The sequence below is a fragment of the Thiomicrorhabdus sp. 6S3-12 genome (genome assembly GCF_017571475.1).
Taxonomy (GTDB): domain Bacteria; phylum Pseudomonadota; class Gammaproteobacteria; order Thiomicrospirales; family Thiomicrospiraceae; genus Thiomicrorhabdus.
This window is the reverse complement of sequence record NZ_JAGETW010000004.1, coordinates 33,382-52,397: the sequence shown is the minus strand read 5'-3', so window position 1 is coordinate 52,397 and position 19,016 is coordinate 33,382. Positions and strand designations below refer to the sequence as shown.

General features: G+C 48.6%; 15 protein-coding genes. All 15 read left to right on the top strand.

What is annotated here, in order from left to right:
- Positions 1–99 precede the first annotated feature (99 nt).
- The 15 genes from J3999_RS05800 (at position 100) to J3999_RS05730 (ending at position 19,013) form a co-directional block, all read left to right on the top strand.
- Positions 100–405 (top strand): DUF485 domain-containing protein, encoded by a 306-nt coding sequence (locus tag J3999_RS05800; protein WP_208126983.1) that lies wholly within the window; start codon positions 100–102, stop codon positions 403–405.
- Positions 405–2,060, top strand: a complete 1,656-nt coding sequence (locus tag J3999_RS05795) for a cation acetate symporter (protein WP_208126982.1) — start codon at positions 405–407, stop codon at positions 2,058–2,060. Before J3999_RS05800 ends, J3999_RS05795 begins: the two co-directional genes overlap by 1 nt.
- Before the next feature lie 117 nt (positions 2,061–2,177).
- On the top strand, positions 2,178–4,091 hold the full coding sequence (locus J3999_RS05790; protein WP_208126981.1) for a putative nucleotidyltransferase substrate binding domain-containing protein: 1,914 nt from the start codon (positions 2,178–2,180) through the stop codon (positions 4,089–4,091).
- Positions 4,092–4,101: 10 nt separating this feature from the next.
- The gene (locus tag J3999_RS05785; RefSeq protein ID WP_208126980.1) at positions 4,102–4,761 is read left to right on the top strand and encodes a 3'-5' exonuclease; all 660 of its coding nucleotides are present in this window, start codon (positions 4,102–4,104) and stop codon (positions 4,759–4,761) included.
- A 215-nt stretch (positions 4,762–4,976) separates the two neighbouring features.
- A complete protein-coding gene (gene rimP, locus J3999_RS05780) occupies positions 4,977–5,429 on the top strand; it encodes a ribosome maturation factor RimP (protein ID WP_208126979.1) in 453 nt (150 codons plus the stop codon).
- Positions 5,430–5,490: 61 nt separating this feature from the next.
- On the top strand, positions 5,491–6,978 hold the full coding sequence (gene nusA, locus J3999_RS05775; protein WP_208126978.1) for a transcription termination factor NusA: 1,488 nt from the start codon (positions 5,491–5,493) through the stop codon (positions 6,976–6,978).
- 17 nt (positions 6,979–6,995) lie between these two features.
- Complete coding sequence (gene infB, locus J3999_RS05770; protein ID WP_208126977.1) at positions 6,996–9,494, top strand: translation initiation factor IF-2; 2,499 nt, start codon at positions 6,996–6,998, stop codon at positions 9,492–9,494.
- Positions 9,495–9,584: 90 nt separating this feature from the next.
- Positions 9,585–9,950, top strand: a complete 366-nt coding sequence (gene rbfA / locus J3999_RS05765; RefSeq protein ID WP_173284920.1) for a 30S ribosome-binding factor RbfA — start codon at positions 9,585–9,587, stop codon at positions 9,948–9,950.
- Between the two features lie 16 nt (positions 9,951–9,966).
- On the top strand, positions 9,967–10,863 hold the full coding sequence (gene truB / locus J3999_RS05760; RefSeq protein WP_208126976.1) for a tRNA pseudouridine(55) synthase TruB: 897 nt from the start codon (positions 9,967–9,969) through the stop codon (positions 10,861–10,863).
- Between the two features lie 24 nt (positions 10,864–10,887).
- Complete coding sequence (locus J3999_RS05755; protein WP_208126975.1) at positions 10,888–11,769, top strand: methyltransferase domain-containing protein; 882 nt, start codon at positions 10,888–10,890, stop codon at positions 11,767–11,769.
- Between the two features lie 24 nt (positions 11,770–11,793).
- Complete coding sequence (locus tag J3999_RS05750; protein ID WP_208126974.1) at positions 11,794–12,285, top strand: Crp/Fnr family transcriptional regulator; 492 nt, start codon at positions 11,794–11,796, stop codon at positions 12,283–12,285.
- Between the two features lie 346 nt (positions 12,286–12,631).
- The gene (gene rpsO / locus J3999_RS05745) at positions 12,632–12,898 is read left to right on the top strand and encodes a 30S ribosomal protein S15 (RefSeq protein WP_173284928.1); all 267 of its coding nucleotides are present in this window, start codon (positions 12,632–12,634) and stop codon (positions 12,896–12,898) included.
- Between the two features lie 145 nt (positions 12,899–13,043).
- Complete coding sequence (locus J3999_RS05740) at positions 13,044–13,535, top strand: hypothetical protein (RefSeq protein WP_208126973.1); 492 nt, start codon at positions 13,044–13,046, stop codon at positions 13,533–13,535.
- Positions 13,536–13,806: 271 nt separating this feature from the next.
- Complete coding sequence (gene pnp, locus J3999_RS05735; protein ID WP_208126972.1) at positions 13,807–15,897, top strand: polyribonucleotide nucleotidyltransferase; 2,091 nt, start codon at positions 13,807–13,809, stop codon at positions 15,895–15,897.
- A 194-nt stretch (positions 15,898–16,091) separates the two neighbouring features.
- Complete coding sequence (locus J3999_RS05730) at positions 16,092–19,013, top strand: insulinase family protein (protein WP_208126971.1); 2,922 nt, start codon at positions 16,092–16,094, stop codon at positions 19,011–19,013.
- Positions 19,014–19,016 lie beyond the last annotated feature (3 nt).

Here is a 19,016-nt window from a genome sequence, read left to right as displayed (position 1 = left end):
AGAGTCCGCTTAGCAAGGGATAATCCCACCATCAGCGCCAAAGAGTGTCTGTTTTAATAAAAAAAATTTAAATCTCACCAAAAACCGAGGAGACTGATTTTGGATCAAGAGAAAATCGAGAAGATTAAAAATCTTCCAGAGTATCAACAACTGGTCAAGGAGCGTTCGAGCCTTGCCTGGATTCTATCCGGAGCAATGCTGGTCGTATACTACGGCTTTATTTTGCTATTGGCATTCAACCCTGAATTTTTTACCACCATTGTTTCCGGCGAACATATTTCCATCGGGTTCCCGTTGGGTGTGGCAATCATTATTTTTGCCTTCCTGTTAACCGGATACTATGTCAAAAAAGCGAATGCGGATTTTGACGACCTGACTGCAAAAATCAAGAAAGAGGTGGAGTAATGGCACAAGTCTTTAAATACTTAGGTGCTTTTATTGCACTGGCTTTATTGCCTGTGGCTGCTATGGCTGCCGGAGCGATTGAAGGTGGCGAAAAACAGCCGGTTAACTGGCCTGCGATCACCATGTTCATTATTTTTGTTGGCGGTACTCTTTATATCACCTACTGGGCGGCGCAACGTACCAAATCCGCTAAGGATTTCTATGCGGCCGGCGGTGGTATCACTGGTTTTCAGAACGGTCTGGCACTGGCGGGTGACTATATGTCAGCGGCGTCCTTCCTGGGTATTACCGGGATGGTATACCTTAAAGGGTATGACGGTTTGATTTTCGCAATCGGTTTCCTGGTTGGTTGGCCGATTATGCTGTTCTTGATGTCCGAGCGTCTGCGTAACCTTGGTAAGTTTACCTTTGCCGATGTTGCCGCTTACCGCTTTAAACAAACGCCGATTCGTGTCCTAGCGGCTTTCGGTGGTATTGCCGTTGTTATCCTGTATCTGATCGCTCAAATGGTGGGTGCCGGTAAACTTATCGAGCTATTGTTCGGTCTGGACTTCAACTATGCGGTTCTATTGGTGGGTGCGCTGATCATCGCTTATGTTACTTTCGGTGGTATGTTGGCGACGACTTGGGTACAGATCATCAAAGCGGTTCTGCTGCTAGCCGGTGCGACTTTCATCGCCATCATGGTTATGTACTACATGGACTTCAGCTTCGAAACACTGTTTAAGACAGCTGTTGAAAACCGTAATGGCGATATGAATATCCTGTTCTCCGGTGGTTTTGTCTCCGATCCGGTTAATGCGATTTCACTGGGTATTGCCCTGATGTTCGGTACTGCGGGTCTGCCGCACATCCTGATGCGATTCTTTACCGTTCCGGATGCAAAAGAAGCGCGTAAATCCGTGTTCTTCGCAACCGGTTTCATCGGTTACTTCTACATCCTGGCATTCATTATCGGTTTCGGTGCGGTTGCTCTGGTCGTCGGTTCTGAATACTTTGCCGGTGATAAGCTGGTTGGCGGTAACAACATGGCAGCGATTCACCTGTCGCATGTTGTCGGTGGTGACTTCTTCCTAGGCTTTATCTCAGCGGTTGCTTTTGCCACCATTCTTGCAGTGGTTTCAGGTCTGACGCTGGCAGGGGCTTCAGCGCTATCGCATGATATCTATGCAAACGTTATCAATAAAAACGCGACTGAAGCGCAGGAAACCAAGGTTGCCCGTATTTCGACACTGATTATCGGTGCTCTGGCAATTGTGTTCGGTATCGGGTTTAAAGATCAGAACATCGCATTCGTGGTTGCTCTGGCCTTTACCATCGCGGCATCGGCAAACTTCCCGGTATTGATCATGTCCATGTTCTGGTCAGGAATGACAACTCGTGGTGCGGTTATCGGTGGTTGGCTAGGTCTGATCTCGGCAGTTGTAATGGTTGTTCTAGGTCCGGTTGTGTGGACGCAAATCCTGCAAATGGGTGAAGCGATTGTTCCATACAAATTCCCGGCTCTGTTTACCGTGGCTATCGCTTTTGTTTCGATCTGGTTCTTCTCAATTACCGATAAGTCCGCTCGTGCAAAAGAAGATAAAGAAGGTTTCGAAGCGCAGTTCATTCGCTCGCAAACCGGGATTGGTGCAGAATCTGCATCCGAGCACTAATTAACTTAGGTTAATTTCGCTTGAAAAAAGGGAGGCTGGTTTTAACCAGCCTCCCTTTTTTTATTGCCGAAGCAAACAGAGTTGTTATATTAAAATTTCTTCAACAGGGAACTTTGTATGGCCATCGAGCAGCATTATCAGTTTTTACAGAATGTAACACCGTTTGACCGTCTGCCGGAATCGCAATTGATGGCGATTGCACAGACATTCGATGTGCTTTATTACCCTAAAGGCGAATATGTCGAGTTGTCCGAACCTTGTTTACTGCTGGTGATAAAGGGCGTGATTCAGGAAGCTCAGGACGGCAAAGTCATGGCCAAATACGCGAACGGGGCCTACTTTAACGAAACTTCGCTGCTTCGCAGTGAAACGAATCAGGCTTCCGTTACTCAGTATAAGGTGCTGGAAGAAGCGATTTTGTACCGCGTTCCACAAGCGGTGTTCCTTGAGACGTTGCAATCCTTTGCCGAATTCAAGGCGCATTTTTATTCCAATATTGTCGATAAACTCAATGCCTGGCATCAGCAGCGGCAGCGGGTTGCAGCAACCGAGGTGATGATGGAGGCCGTCTGTTCTGCACCGATTCAACCGTTGGTTGTGGTTAATGCGGATGCCAGTGTGTCCGAAGCGGCGCGACAAATGGTGCAGAATAAGACGGACTGTTGCCTGATTGAATTGGGTGAGGCGCATGAGAGCCTCGACGAGCGCTGGGCGATTTTAACCTCGACCGATATTTTGCGCTTTACAGCCCGACAGTTCGAAGAGGATTCTGTTCCTTCGGCGCTTGAATTCAGGGCTCGAGACTTGGCTAATAAGCCTTTACAGACAGTCCATGAGCTGGACTATCTGTTCAATGCGTTACTGAAAATGACCCGTTTCCAGATTGACCGGCTGGTTGTTCGCCGCGAGAAAAACAACGGCGAAATAGCATATTCGGGTTTTTTGCACCTGAAGGATCTGATGGGGGTGTTTGCCAATCAATCGGCTCTGGTGTTGCTTAAGATCGAACAGGCGAACTCTGTCGAGGATCTGGCCGAACTTTCCAATCAATTGGACGATTTGGTCGCGACCTTGCACCTGAAAGGGATTAAGGTGCACTATATCGCCAAGCTGGTGAACGAGCTGCACCGTAAAATCATCCAGCGGCTGATTTCGCTACTGCTGCCGGAAGGCCTGCATTCCAAGGTGGCGGTTTTGCTGCTGGGGTCGGAAGGACGCTCCGAGCAGTTGTTGAGAACCGATCAAGATAATGCGCTGCTGTTTGTCGATGACATTAATGCTGATGAAAAAAGGCAGTTATGGGATTTCTCCGCAGCGTTTACTCAGGCAATGCTGCAACTCGGTTTTCCGCCTTGTCCGGGCGGGGTGATGCTCAATCAACCGACATGGCGGCAAGCGCAAACCGGTTTCAAGGCGCAATTACGCGACTGGTTGGACAAGCCATCTATGGAAACCTTTATGCATCTGGCTATTTTTGCCGATGCACAAATTGTTTTCGGCGAAGAGGCTCTACTCGACGTACAGCGTAAATTCATGGCGCAGCGTCTTACGGATACGCCGCTTTTTTTGCGGCATTTTGCCAAGGTTGCGTTGCAGTTTGAAACCCCGGTGAGTTTTTTTGGCGGTTTTATCACCCGTCAATCGGAAAAAGGTGCCGTCATTGATATCAAAAAAGGCGCCATTTTTCCGATTGTTCACGGTATCCGGGTTCTGGCTTTGGAAAACGGAATCAAAGAGTGTAATACGCATTGGCGTATCAAGGCATTAATGGATCTTGGAGTTTTTGAAACAGCGCAGGGGATTGAGCTGGGCGAGACCCTGAATTACTTTAACGGACTGCGTCTTGACGCTATGCTGCGGCAAAAGGACAATGCCGCCCCGGGTCAAGCCGGGGACAGCGAACTGAATAATGACGTGGCGTTGGACGATTTAACGCATCTGCAGCAAGATATTCTCAAGCAGGCACTGCAGGTCGTCAATCAGTTCAAAAGTTTTCTGCAACAGCATTTTAAACTGCGTGAATTGCTGTGAGGCGGAACAGATGAACTGGTTGAAGAAGAAAATCGCACAGCACCGCCGGGAACGCAACCGTCGCGGTCTTAAGGATTCAGCGTACCAGTTTGTTTTTAATGAAACGCTCGAAGGGGATTATGTCTGCTTCGACTGTGAAACGACCGGTCTGAATCCAGCCAGGGATCGCATCGTTTCTCTGAGTGCGGTCAGAATCTCCGGTGACCGCATCTTGACCAGTCAGGGAATCAATTTTCTGATAGAACAGGCGGATGCGATCAGCGAAGAAAGCATTAAGGTGCATCAGATTCGCAATCAGGACTTGCAGCAGCAACAGGCCCAGCTCTTGAGCGAAGAGGAGGCGATCAGCCGTTTTCTGCATTTTATCCGTGGCGCGACTCTGGTAGGTTATTATCTGGAATTTGATGTTGCCATGGTCAATAGTGTCATTAAGCCGTGGTTGGGAGTCGAATTACCGAATCCGCGGATTGAGGTTTCCGAGCTTTATTATGAGTTACGTGCCAAAGAACATTTGTACGGGGTTTATCAGCCAGCAGTGGATCTGTCTTTCGAGGAAATCCTTAAGCATTTACAGTTGCCGAATTTCGGACAGCATAATGCCTTTAATGATGCGCTGATGACGGCACTGATTTTTGTTAAGCTGCGTAAATTGCAGCAAACATCATTATGATGTATCTGAAGGAGTCCTGGTGATGTGGAACTACGCAATATATGGCACGCGAATCTTGACATTTAAGCGCCTTGTCATTATTATTCCCGTATTCTTTTTAAAAATTCTTAAGCGTTGTGGTTTTTATAATCCTCGCAGCGGCTTAAATGATAAAAGAACCCCGTTTTTACGGGGTTTTTTGTTATTTGAATTCACGAAACCTTGGAATAACATCGGTGAGATTAGAAGAGAAACTTGAAAATGCTTTAAGGCCGACGATTGAGTCGATGGGCTTTGAATTTTGGGGATTGGAATATATCTCTGCGGGTCGGCACTCGACTCTGCGCCTTTTTGTCGATCGGGAAGGCGGCATTAATGTTGACGACTGTGCCGATATCAGTCATCAGGTCAGCGCGATTATGGATGTCGAAGATCCGATCTCCGGTGCCTATAATCTTGAGGTCTCTTCGCCGGGTCTGGATCGCCAGCTGTTCAAACCGGAACAGTTTGCCCGTTATCAGGGGCAGACGGTTCAGATTCGCAGCGCGGTCGATATTCTCGGGCGCAAGCGTTTTAAAGGGAAAATGCTTAAGGTTGATGACCAAGGTGTCGAGATCGAGGTGGACGGCGAAATTTATCCGATTCCATTCGCCGAGATTGAAAAAGCCAATCTGGTGCCGGAATTTTAAGTTAACCGAATAAGTTTACGTTTTTTATCAGTTTTTACAGTTTTAGGTAAGGCGAACGAGAATGAGCAAGGAAGTATTAGCCGTTGTTGAAATTATGGCCAATGAAAAGGGCGTTGAAAAAGAAATTATCTTTGACGCTATCGAAACCGCTTTGGCAACAGCAACCCGACGCAGCTACGATGATGAAATCGACGCGCGCGTGGAAATCAACCGTATCACGGGTGACTATAAAACCTATCGTCGTTGGGAAGTTATCGAAGACGACGTCTATATCGAAGATAAAGTGGGCTGGTACATCCGCCACATGGACGCTGTCGACGAAAAACCAGGCGCTGAGGTCGGCGAGTACATCGAAGAAGAGATCGAATCAATCGATTTCGGTCGTATCGGTGCGCAGACTGCCAAACAGGTCATTATCCAGAAAGTTCGTGAAGCCGAGCGTAAGAAGATTGTAGAAGTCTACGAAAAACGCGTTGGTGAAATCCTGACCGGTCAGGTTAAACGAATCGATCGTGGTGATGTCATCCTGGATATGGGTGACAATGTTGACGCGATTATTCCACGCAGCGAACTGGTTGGCCGCGAAACTTTCCGTATGGGCGACCGTGTCCGCGGATATCTACAGACGGTTGAATTCCGTCCGCGCGGCCCTCAGCTGTTTATGTCACGTGGCTGTAAAGAAATGCTGATTGAATTGTTCAAGATCGAAGTGCCGGAAATTTCCGACGAATTGATCGATGTAATGAGTGCAGCGCGTGATGTCGGCTTCCGTGCCAAAATTGCCGTTCGTGCCAACGATCCCCGTCTTGATCCGATCGGAGCTTGCGTCGGTATGCGTGGCGGTCGTGTTCAGGCAGTAACCAACGAACTGAACGGTGAACGTATCGATATCATTATGTGGGACGCTAATGATGCCCAGTTTGTTATCAATGCGATGGCGCCTGCCGAAGTTACCTCGATCATGGTAGACGAAGATAAGCACACTATGGATCTGGCGGTTGAAGACGAACAGCTGTCACAGGCGATTGGTAAGAACGGCCAGAATATCCGTCTGGCTTCGGAATTGACCGGTTGGGAACTGAACGTAATGACCCAGTCCGAAATGAACGAGAAGCATGAGCTTGAGTCTAAAGGCCAGATCGATATCTTTATCAACAGCCTGGATGTTGATGAAGAAATTGCCGAAGTATTGGTTGCCGAAGGTTTTACCTCTTTGGAAGAAGTGGCTTATGTCCCGGCTGGAGAAATGCTGGAAATTGATGGCTTTGACGAAGAGATCGTTACCGAACTTAAACAGCGTGCGAAAGATGCGCTGTTGACGATGGCAATCGCTGAAGAAGAAAAACAAGCGCTGGCTGAACCGGCGCAAGACTTGATCGACCTCGAAGGAATGAATCTGGACATGGCGAAAAAACTCGCTTCGAACGGTGTCATTACTCAGGAAGATCTGGCAGAACTAGGTACTGACGAGGTATTGGAAATTCTGGAAATAGATGAAAAAGAGGCGGCGGAGTTGATTCTTAAAGCGCGTGCGCCTTGGTTCGAATAACACAAAGGGAGAGGTTAATGGCTGAAGTTACAATTAAGAAGTTTGCAGAAACGCTCAACCTTTCTGTTGATAAGCTACTGACTCAGTTGGCTGATTCAGGTGTCAAAGGTAAAAGTGAGGATGACTCCATTACCGAAGAAGAAAAATTGACACTATTGAATTATCTGAAGAGTCTGCACGGAGAAAAGGCAGAAGGTGCACCTAAAAAAGTGACCCTGCGTCGTAAGCAGACATTGAATCTGTCAACGGGTTCGGGCAGCGGAAAGCGTACCGTTAATGTAGAAGTTCGTAAGAAACGCACCTACGTTAAAAAAGAAGAGCCGACTATGGTCGACGAATCGGAAGACGTGATCGAAGAGACGCAACTGGAAACAGTTGCGCCGGAAATCGAAGCTCAAGCGGTTGAACAGAACATTGAAACAGCGGGTGCAGAATCTGTTGCAACAGATGAAAACACTCCGGTTGCAGCTGGCTCGGAAGATCCTTCTCAGGAAAGCGAGGTTGCACCTCTGCCTCCGAAGGAAGATCATTCAAAAGCGGCTAAGAAGAAAAAAGATAAAAAACATCAGGAAAATCGCGAAATGGGCCAGGCTAAAGATGGTGGCAAAGGTAAAAAAGCTGTTGCACCTAAGAAAAAAGCCGGCAAGCGCATTGACCTGGATGACGAGAACAAGCCTTCACGTCTTGGAGCGCGTGGTTCCAAACGCAACAGCAAGTCCAAGGTAAATGAGCACGCCTTCCAGAAACCGACTGCACCGGTAGTCCGTGAAGTTAAGGTTCCGGAAAGCATCACTCTGGCTGCTCTGGCTGACGCTATGTCGATCAAGTCAGGTGAAATCATCAAGTACATGATGATGGAACTGGGGACTATGGCGACCATTAACCAGGTGTTGGATCAGGAAACTGCGATGTTGATCGTAGATGAAATGGGCCACAAGGCCGTTGCCTTTACCGAAACAACTATCGAAGACGAAGTTACTTCACAGGAATACCACGGTGCGACGGTTAAGCGTTCTCCGGTTGTAACCATTATGGGTCACGTTGACCATGGTAAGACCTCGTTGCTGGATTATATCCGTAACGCTAAAGTCGCTCATGGCGAGGCCGGTGGAATTACACAGCACATCGGTGCTTACCATGTAGATACCCCTATGGGTGGTTTGACCTTTATCGATACTCCGGGTCACGCGGCTTTCACCGCCATGCGTGCACGTGGTGCCAAGGTTACCGACGTGGTCGTTATCGTGGTTGCGGCGGATGACGGTGTTATGCCGCAGACTAAAGAAGCGATCCAGCACGCCAAAGCGTCCGGTGTCGGTATTGTCGTTGCCGTCAACAAGATGGATAAAGAATCGGCTAACCCTGAGCGTGTAAAACAAGAATTGGTTGCGGAAGAAGTTGTTCCGGAAGATTGGGGCGGAGACGTGCAGTTTATTCCGGTTTCAGCGAAAACCGGTATGGGGATCGACGATCTTCTGGATGCGATTTCGTTGCAGGCGGAAATCCTTGAGCTTGAAGCACCGACCGAAGGTCACGCAAAAGGTGTTGTTATCGAATCACGTCTGGATAAAGGGCGCGGTCCGGTTGCTACGGTTCTGGTTCAGTCCGGTACTTTGAAGAAAGGCGATATCGCGCTATGCGGTATGGAATATGGCCGTGTTCGAGCGTTAGTCAGTGATACTGGTGAAAGCGTTGACGAAGCCGGTCCTTCGATTCCGGTGGAAATTCTTGGGCTTTCAGGTGTTCCGGTTGCCGGGGATGAAATGATCACGGTTGATACTGAACGTAAAGCGCGTGAAGCGGCTATGTACCGTCAGGCCAAACACAAAGAGTTGAAAATTGCCCGTCAGCAGAAAGCGAAGCTGGACAATATGTTCAACAAGATGGCCGAAGGGGATATCCAGAATATCAACATTATCCTTAAAGCGGACGTTCAAGGTTCGATCGAAGCGATTACCGATGCATTGGTTAAACTGTCCAACGACGAAGTTAAGGTTAATGTGATCGCTTCCGGCGTAGGTGGTATTTCCGAGACGGATGCCAACCTGGCTCTGGCTTCCGAAGCGCTGGTTGTCGGTTTCAACGTTCGTGCCGATGCTTCTGCCAAACGTATTATCGATAGCGAAGGCATCAGCCTGAAATACTACAGCGTTATCTATGAAATCGTTGACGAAGTGAAACGTGCGGTTGAAGGTAAGCTGGCTCCGGACTTCCGTGAAGATATCGTCGGTGTTGCAGATGTTCGTGACGTCTTTAAAGCGCCTAAGATCGGAGCGATTGCCGGTTGTATGGTTACCGAAGGTAACGTTAAGCGTAATAACCCGATTCGCGTACTGCGTGATAACGTGGTTATCTACGAGGGCGTTCTGGAGTCGCTACGTCGCTTTAAAGACGATGTCAACGAAGTGCAGAAAGGCATGGAGTGTGGTATCGGCGTTAAAGACTATAATGACGTTAAGGTCGGTGACCAGATCGAATGTTATGAACGAGTAGAAGTTAAGCGTACGCTTGATTAATTCAAGACGAGACAATTAATTTCCGATCAATGCCTCGTTTGTTGTAAACGGGGCATTTTAGTATTCACATCGTTTAAAAGGATTACATAGATGGCAAACTCTACTGTCAGTCGCCCGGTTCGCGTAGCTCAGGAAGTCCGCAGAACTCTAGCGACTCTGCTATTACAGGAAGCGAAAGACCCGCGCTTTCAAAATATTACGATTACCGATTGTCAGGTTTCCAAAGACCTGAGTATCGCAAAAATTCACTTTTCCCTGATCGGCCATAACTCGACGGATCCGGAAGTCGAGCAGACCCTGAAAGCGCTGGATAAAGCCAAAGGATTTCTGCGTTCCGAAATCGGCAAGCGCCTGAAATTGCGCATTGTTCCGGATCTGCGTTTCTATTTCGATACGGTTCCAGAAAATGTCCAATACATGGAAGACCTGATCAATAAGGCGCTCAATAAAAAATAACATAAGCACGGAATTCATGGCTCAGTATCGCAATCCTCCAAAACAAAAGGTGAACGGTATCGTTCTTCTTAATAAGCCGGCCGGAGTCTCGTCCAACGGCATTATGCAACAGGTCAGACGTATTTTTAATGCGGAAAAGGCGGGGCATACCGGCGCTCTGGACCCATTCGCAACCGGTCTGCTTCCGGTCTGTCTCGGCGAGGCAACCAAAGTTTCCGGCCTGCTTCTCGACTCCAATAAGCGCTATACGGCGACTCTGAAACTCGGTGAACAGAGCGATACCGGTGATACCGAAGGGGAAATTGTCGCTACCGCCGAAGTTCCTGAATTGAATGAGCAAAAGGTCGCGCAGGTTCTGCAGCAGTTTATGGGTCAGATCGAACAGATTCCGCCGATGTATTCGGCCTTGAAACATCAGGGCAAGCCGCTCTACTGGTATGCACGCCAAGGCATCGAAATAGAAAGACCGGCGCGAAAAATCACCGTCTTTGACATCCAGCTCAAGAGTTTGCAAGAACGGGTGTTGGTGTTTGATGTACTGTGCTCAAAGGGAACCTACGTCAGAACCCTGGGTGAAGATATCGCTAAAGCCTTGGGCACTCTCGGTCACTTGACCGCGTTGCATCGTACCCAGACCGGTAGCCTCAGCGGCGATGACATGCTGACGCTTGAAGAGATTGAAGAACAGAAAGAAAGGTGTCTGAAACCGATCGATATTGCGCTGCAACATCTTCCGGCGGTTCACCTCAATGCAGAACAGAGCAAGCATCTGTTGCATGGCGGTATGCTGCGCCTGCCGCAGCCGGACAGTGAGTTGGTACGTTTTTATAACGAGCAAAATGTCTGCATTGGAGTCGGCGAGTGGCATGAAGAGAAGCAACTCCTCAAACCCAAGCGTTTGTTTAACCTTTAAATAGTAGTGATTAAGGGCCCAATCATGGAACAGATGCGTTTTATTACCGCCGATGGCATTTTGGATCTGCGCCCGGTTGCGGATTATCAGTCGGGACACCTTAAAGAATCGACTTCGATGCCTTTCGAATCCCTTTTTGAGAGTCTTAACCAGCTTCCGGCACCTCCGGCTGAACTGTTTCTGGTTGGCGACAAGGATCAGATCGATACCGCCACGCTTTTTCTCGATGCCAAAGGGTATGAGGTTAAAGGCTCTCTGGTTTTTCAGAATCATGAAGATATTGATTTCTGGTCGCAACAGCTGACCGAGTTCTGGTGTAGCGGGAAAGAGTCGAAAATGCTCTGGAAACCCAGTTCGGTGGTACAGGAATTTGCCGCTAACTGGCTTTCTGAACTGCAGGGAAGAATGCCGGAAAAGCAACGTCCACTGGTTCTGGATATCGGCTGCGGCGGGGGGCGTGATGCGGTTTTTCTTGCCAAGCAGCGTACTCAGGTGGTGGCGATCGACAAGGAAAGTCGGGTATTAAAGCGTGCTAAAGAATTGGCTCGTGCCAGTGGTGCTCAGCTTCAGTTCAAGTGTTGTGACCTGAAACAGGCAAGCTGCATCCCCGAAGAGGTTAAAGGACGACATTTCGACGTCATTGTAGGTGTTCGCTATCTGAACCGTGAACTCTTGCCGCAATTGAAAAAACAGCTGGCACCTGGCGGTTATCTTCTCTGGCAGACCTTTGTTGATATCGGTGAGCCGATCGAGTCCCCTAAAAATCCGAATTTTTTACTGAAACAAGGCGAGCTGCAGCAAGTTTTTTCAGGTTTTGAAATGATTGTTGATAGAATACAGCGGTTGGACGATGGACGACCACTGAATACTTTTATCGCTCGCAAACCGCTCGGTGATGACAAATAAAAAAAGACAAGAAAAGGAGTGCCTATGTTATCGATGACTGCCAAAGAGTTGTTCCGTTTTTTCCAGAATCACTTGATCTGTGAATCTTTGACCCTTGAGGAAGTGGAAAAGCTGATGGCTTATCTGCAGGAAAGAGATTTCAAAAAAGACGAAGTGATTTTTGATATCGGGGAAGTCGGAGACGCACTTGGCTTCGTTATGAATGGTCGCGTACAGTTTATTGGTCCTGACAAGGACAATGTTGCAGTAGGTACTCAAGGTGAAGGTTCTCTAATCGGTGAAATGTCTTTCTTCGACCGCAAACCTCGTGATTTGCGAATGAAAGCCTGCGGTAAGGAAGGGGTGACCATTCTGATGTTGACCCGTCCTATGTATGACCGTTTGAAAGTCGAAGAGCCGTTTATTGCGGTAAACATTCTGGAGAACACGATCGTCAGTCTGGATAATCTGGTACGCCATATGGGCGAAGATATCTCCGCGCTGGGACATTACATGCACGGTTTTGGCCGTCAATAGTTTCTGAAAGAGCTAAAAAGCCCTCACTCTTTGTTGCACTTCGCTTATTTAGTTTTACTAAACTGCGCTTAGTGCGCCTTGATTGAGGGCTTTTTATCGTCTTCAGAAAGGCAGAGGAGGCTCGGCCGTAGATTTGGAGATAGATAACTATTGCCTGCCGCCTTCGCCTTGGCTAGAAATGTTTTATCTCAATTTTTATGTTTTCGGTGTTTGGGTTAAATTTATAGTTTGATAACCCTTTGTTCTGTTTGACTTTTCAAAGAAAACCATTAAAATTCACGGCTTATTTCTGTCATCGGTTGCGGAAATAAGCTTTTATTAAAACCGATCTAATTGGAGATAACCCATGTTTGATGCTGAAACTAAAGCAAAAATCATCGCTGAATACGCGACTTGTGAAAACGATACTGGTTCACCAGAAGTTCAAGTAGCACTTCTAACTCACCGTATTACTTACCTAACTGAGCACTTTAAAGCACACAAACAAGATAACCATTCTCGTACTGGTCTTTTGCGTTTGGTTAGCCGTCGTCGTAAGCTTTTGGATTACCTTCACAAGAAAGACGGTGAAAGATACCTTTCATTGATCAAGCGTCTAGGTCTACGTAAGTAAGCTTTTACGCACTTGTAATCCACTTTGGATGACTGAAAAAACCCCGCATTGTCGGGGTTTTTTTGTATCCGCTAAATAAATATTACCGTTATGTGACAAGCATTCTTGCGTGTGATAGTTTATAGCCTCTTTTAGAGGAGAAGAAATGACACTGAAAACAAATAGAGTGTGTCAGCCGTGTACCGCCTGTTGTGACGGCTGGGTGCAAATAAAGGTCAAAGGCTGCGAAGCTTATCCGGGAAGACCCTGCCCACATAGTACCGGCAGTGGTTGTGACGATTATCACAACCGGCCGGTAGATCCGTGCCGGAAGTTTGAATGCGCATGGGTTAAAGAGGACTCTTACCTTCCGGACGATTTCAGACCCGACCAGTGCGGCGCGCTGGTAATCGACAGCATTTTGCAATGGCAGGGGATGGAAGTTGATCTTGCCGTTCCGGTCGGCCGGGAAATTCCGCAGGAAACGTTGAATTGGCTAAAAAGTTATGCCGAGCAGAAGATGCGACCGCTGATTTATCAGCAACAGCCGGTTAATCGACGCAAACTGGTCAAGAATCCGTTGACGCTGGCACATGGACCGCCGGCCTTTCAGGAATGGCTTCAGCACAAGCTCGAATCGGGCGAGAAGCTCTGGTAAATTGTCAGGTTATGTCAGAGCGCCCTGTGCACAGTGCGAAAATAGGACAGAAAAAATTGTTTTTTCTGTCCTATTTTTTTGTCAAAGTCAGTAGAATGTTAGCCCTGTAACCGATTTATTGTTTGAATTGAGTCTGTAAACCCTAACAAGCCTGAATCCCTAAGGCAGATGTTTTATCAAGCATGCGTTTTATCGTCCGCTTTAACGCTGTTTTAGGGATTCAGGTTTCGGACTCAAGTTTATCTTCTGAAACCTAATTAAAGGATTTTGCATGTCAAAAATCACTGCGGCTTTCCAATACGGAAAACATCAAGTTACTCTAGAAACCGGTGAAATCGCGCGTCAGGCCGATGGTGCCGTTATGATCGGCATGGGGGATACCCGCGTTCTGGTTACGGTCGTTGCTGCGAAAAGCGCCAACGAAGGTCAGGACTTCTTTCCGTTAACGGTTAATTACCAGGAGAAAGCCTACGCGGCCGGTAAGATTCCTGGCGGCTTCTTGAAACGCGAAGGGCGTCCATCCGAAAACGAGACTCTTACTTCACGTTTGATCGACCGTCCGATCCGTCCACTTTTCCCGAAGGGTTTCTATAACGAAGTGCAGATTATTGCGACCGTAGTCGCTCTGGATCCAGAAGTCGGTTCCGAAGTTCCGGCTATGCTGGGAACCTCGGCCGCTTTGGCGATTTCCGGGATTCCGTTCAACGGCCCGATCGGTGCGGCAATTATCGGTTACAAGGATGGTGAATACCTGCTGAATCCGAGTAAAGAAGAACTGATGGAATCGGATCTTGAGTTGAGTGTCGCCGGTACCAAGGAAGCGGTTCTGATGGTAGAGTCCGAAGCGTCCGAGCTATCTGAAGACATCATGCTGGGTGCCGTGGTTCACGGTCATCAGGAAATGCAGGTCGCGATCGAAGCGATCGAAAGCTTTGCTGCTGAAGCCGGTAAGCCTTCATGGGATTGGCAGCCACCTGCGGAAAATACCGAATTGAAAGACGCAGTTTTCAATCTGGTAGAAGCCGATGTTGCCGAAGCGTATCTGATCTCTGACAAAATGGATCGCTATGCGGCTTTGGATGCTGCGAAAAGCAAAGCATTGGAAACTTTGGTACAAAGTGATGAAAATCCTGACGGTTTCAGCGACAAAGAGATCGAAGGGATGTTTGCCAAGGTACAGAAAAGTATTGTTCGCGGCCGTATTATCGCCGGTGAGAAGCGTATCGACGGGCGTGACACTCAGACGGTTCGTCAGATCGACTGTCAGGTCGGTGTTCTTCCTCAGGTTCACGGTTCAGCGCTGTTTACCCGCGGTGAAACCCAGGCTCTGGTGGTAACCACGCTCGGTACGGAAAAAGATGCCAAGATTGTTGACGAACTGACCGGTTCCTACCATGACCGTTTTATGCTGCATTACAACTTCCCTCCATTCTCGGTGGGCGAATGCGGTCGTGTCGGTAGTCCTGGGCGTCGTGAAATCGGTCACGGTATGTTGGCGCGTCGTGGTGTTGCTGCAATGCTGCCGACCGAAGCGGAATTCCCTTATACCATCCGTGTAGTATCGGAAATTACCGAATCTAACGGTTCAAGCTCCATGGCTTCTGTATGCGGTACCTCCATGTCTCTGATGCATGCCGGTGTTCCGATTGCTTCTCCGGTCGCGGGTATTGCGATGGGCTTGATCAAGGAAGAATCCGGTTTTGCGGTTCTGTCCGACATCCTGGGTGACGAAGATCACCTGGGCGACATGGACTTCAAAGTAGCCGGTACCGATCAAGGGATCACCGCTCTGCAGATGGACATCAAGATCAACGGTATCACCGAAGAAATTATGCGCATTGCATTGGATCAGGCAAAAGCCGGACGCCTGCATATTCTCGGTGAAATGGCCAAGGCGATCACGCACTCGAATCAGGAAGTCGCTACAACGGCACCACGCTTCTTCACCATGAAAGTGAAGCCGGAAAAAGTACGCGAAATCATCGGTAAAGGCGGGGCAACGATTCGTTCGATTACCGAAGAGAGCGGTTGTGTTATCGAGCTGGATGACGATGGTAATGTGAAAATTGCCGCTGTTGACGGTGACGCTGCGCAAATCGCGATCGACAAGATCAACGAAATTATCGCTGAACCGGAAATCGGAAAAACTTATGACGCAGTGGTTAAGAAGATTGTTGATTTCGGTGCTTTCGTCGCTTACATGCCGGGTCGCGAAGGTCTGGTGCATGTTTCACAGATCGCCAAAGAGCGTGTTGAAGACGTTAACGATTATCTGAAAGAGGGTCAGGAGATCCGTGTCAAACTGACCGACATCGACAAGCAGGGACGAGTCAAGCTTTCAATGACGGCCGTTGAAGACTAAGCGGTTGTAATCATTGTCCTGAAAAGCCATTCTTATGAATGGCTTTTTTGTCTACAGAAGGAAAGAAATTTGCTCCGAAGTACACGCGATTAATTTGTTGAAACAATAATAAAATCAAAGGGATGTGGTGAGTTTTTAAACTCGGAATCCTGCTGTATTTTACTTCGGACTGCAAACAACAGAGATATAAATATATGAGTCAAAAACTACATCCCGCCTTTGAATATATCGGTGCAACAGAAATCGAAACCCTGAAACTTTCGGTTGAACACTACCGCCATAAAATCACCGGAGCCGAGCATTACCACCTGGCGGCAGACGATCCGCAGAATGTCTTTATGGTGGCTTTACGTACGTTACCGATGGATTCCACCGGTGTAGCGCATATTCTTGAGCATACGGTGTTGTGCGGGTCGGAAAAATACCCTGTGCGCGATCCTTTCTTTATGATGATCCGCCGTTCCCTGAACACATTTATGAATGCTTTCACCTCGAGCGACTGGACCGCCTATCCGTTTGCCACCGAGAATCGCAAGGATTTCCAAAATCTGCTTCAGGTCTATCTGGATGCGGTTTTCTTTCCGAATCTCGATCCACTGGATTTTGCGCAGGAAGGACACCGTTTCGAGTTTGAAGAGATGGATAACCCGCAATCGAAACTGACCTATAAAGGGGTTGTTTTCAACGAGATGAAAGGCGCCATGAGTTCACCGGTTTCTACCTTGTGGCAGACGCTGACAACAGAACTCTATCCGAGCAGTACTTATCACTACAATTCCGGAGGGGAGCCGGAAGATATTCCGGATTTGACCTATCAGCAGCTTAAAGATTTCCATCAGTTGCATTACCACCCGTCCAATTCAGTGTTTATGACCTATGGTGATATTTCTGCCTATGAACATCAGGAACAGTTTGAAGCACTGGCTCTGCAACGTTTCAAAGATGCGGTAAAACAGATCGAAGTATCGACCGAACAGCGGTACGCCGAACCAAAGCGTGTGCAGCACAGCTACGCTCTGGATGAGGAGGAAACGGCGAAAAAAACCTATATCAATGTTGCCTGGTTGCTTGGTGAAAACAAAGATCCTTTGGAAGTCTTGAAAGGGCATCTTTTGTCGGCCGTTCTGCTGGATAACTCCGCCTCACCAATGCGTCAGGTTTTGGAAAACACCGATCTGGCCGAAGCACCGTCACCGCTTTGCGGTTTCGAAGAATCCAATAAAGAGATGGCGTTTGTGCTTGGTGTGCAGGGTTCTGAGGCGGAGCATACCGAGGCCTTCGAAAAACTGATTCTCGATGAATTGCAACGCATTGCCAAGGAAGGCGTTGATCAGGGACAGTTGGAAGCGATGCTGCATCAGCTGGAACTTTCTCAACGCGAAGTCGGTGGCGACTCTTACCCGTACGGTCTGCAGTTGATCCTGCATGCTTTGTCCGGTGCAATGCATGGCGGCGATCCGATCGCTCTGCTGGATGTCGACGCGGCGTTGAAAGAACTCGAAGAAGAGATCAAGAATCCGAATTTTATCCCGGGGCTGGTTCAGAGCTGGTTGCTGGATAACCCGCACAGAGTCACCTTAACGATGGTTCCGGATAAGGAATTGTCGGCGCAAAAAGAGCAGGCGGAAAAAGAAAAACTAGCCCAGATCCAGGCTCGATTGACGGATGAAGAAAAGCAGGAAATTGTTGAACAGGCTTTGGCTCTGCATGAACGTCAGGGAATGCACGATGACCCTTCGCTGTTGCCTGAGGTGACTAAAGAGGATATTCCGGTTGATATTAAAAATCCGCAGGGCGAAAAACGTTGTCTCGGCGCTCTCCCGGTGACCGATTTTGTCTGCGGCAGTAACGGTATCACTTACCAGCAGATGATTATGCAGCTGCCGGAATTAAGCCAGCACGAACAGGCGATTATGCCGCTGTTCAGCAGTACCCTGACCGAAATCGGTTCGGCCGGGCGTGGTTATCTTGAAACTCAGGCGTATCAGGCCGCGGTGACCGGCGGATTTGGTGCCAGAACGGCGCTGCGCGAGGATCTGACCGATAGCGACCGTTTCCATAGCCACTATGTATTGAGTTCCAAAGCATTGGACCGCAATGTCTCTGCTATGAGCGAATTGCTCGCCGAGACGCTTTACCAGCCGAATTATTCGGAGCATAGCCGTTTGCAGGATCTGTTTGCGCATATTCGTGCCGGCATTGATCAAGGTATTACCGGCAGCGGCCATATGCACGCCATGATGGCGTCGATGCAGCAGTTCTCACCGATCGCCCGCTGGAAATTCGAACGCAGCGGGTTTGCCGGTATTCGTTTTATTAAAGAGTTCTATCAGGATCTTCAGGCGTCGCCGGAAAAGATTGAACAGCTGTCCAGCGATCTTAAGGGGATTGCCGATAAGATCGCTTCGGCTTCGAAGCAGGCGCTGGTCGTCAGTGACGAGAACGGCATCGACAATGCCTTGGCGGCTGTAGAATCCTTCTGGCAGGATAAGGCTACGGCCGGCTCACGGACCGAATTTAATTTGAGCGCTTCCGGAAAGGCTGTCAAACAGGCGTGGATTACCAGTACTCAGGTCAACTTCTGTGCCATGGCCTATCCGACGGTGGCAGCCGGACATCCGGACGCTCCGAAACTGGCCGTATTGGGTGCTTGTCTGCGCAACGGCTTTTTACATACTGCGGTGCGTGAAAAGGGCGGTGCCTATGGCGGCGGAGCGACTTACAACCCTGAAGCCTCCGGATTTGTCTTCTATTCTTATCGCGATCCGCGTTTGCTGGAAACTTACGACGACTTTGCACGCGCCAAGGATTGGTTGATGTCTGCTGAAGCAACTCAGGCGAAAGTCGATGAGGCGATTCTGAATGTGATTTCGGCAATGGACAAACCGGGATCGCCGGCCGGTGAAGTGAAAAAAGCGTTTTTCCAGGAGTTGTACGGCCGTACTTATGAGATCCGTATGGCTTACCGTCAAGGCGTTATTTCAACGACCATTGAGGAATTGCGTGAGTTGGCTGACAAGTATTTCAAAGCAGAGCGGGCATCCTATGCCGTCCTGACGCAGGCTGCGTCGCAGGAAATGCTTAAAGATCAAGGCTTCGACTGCTTCCAGCTGTAACAA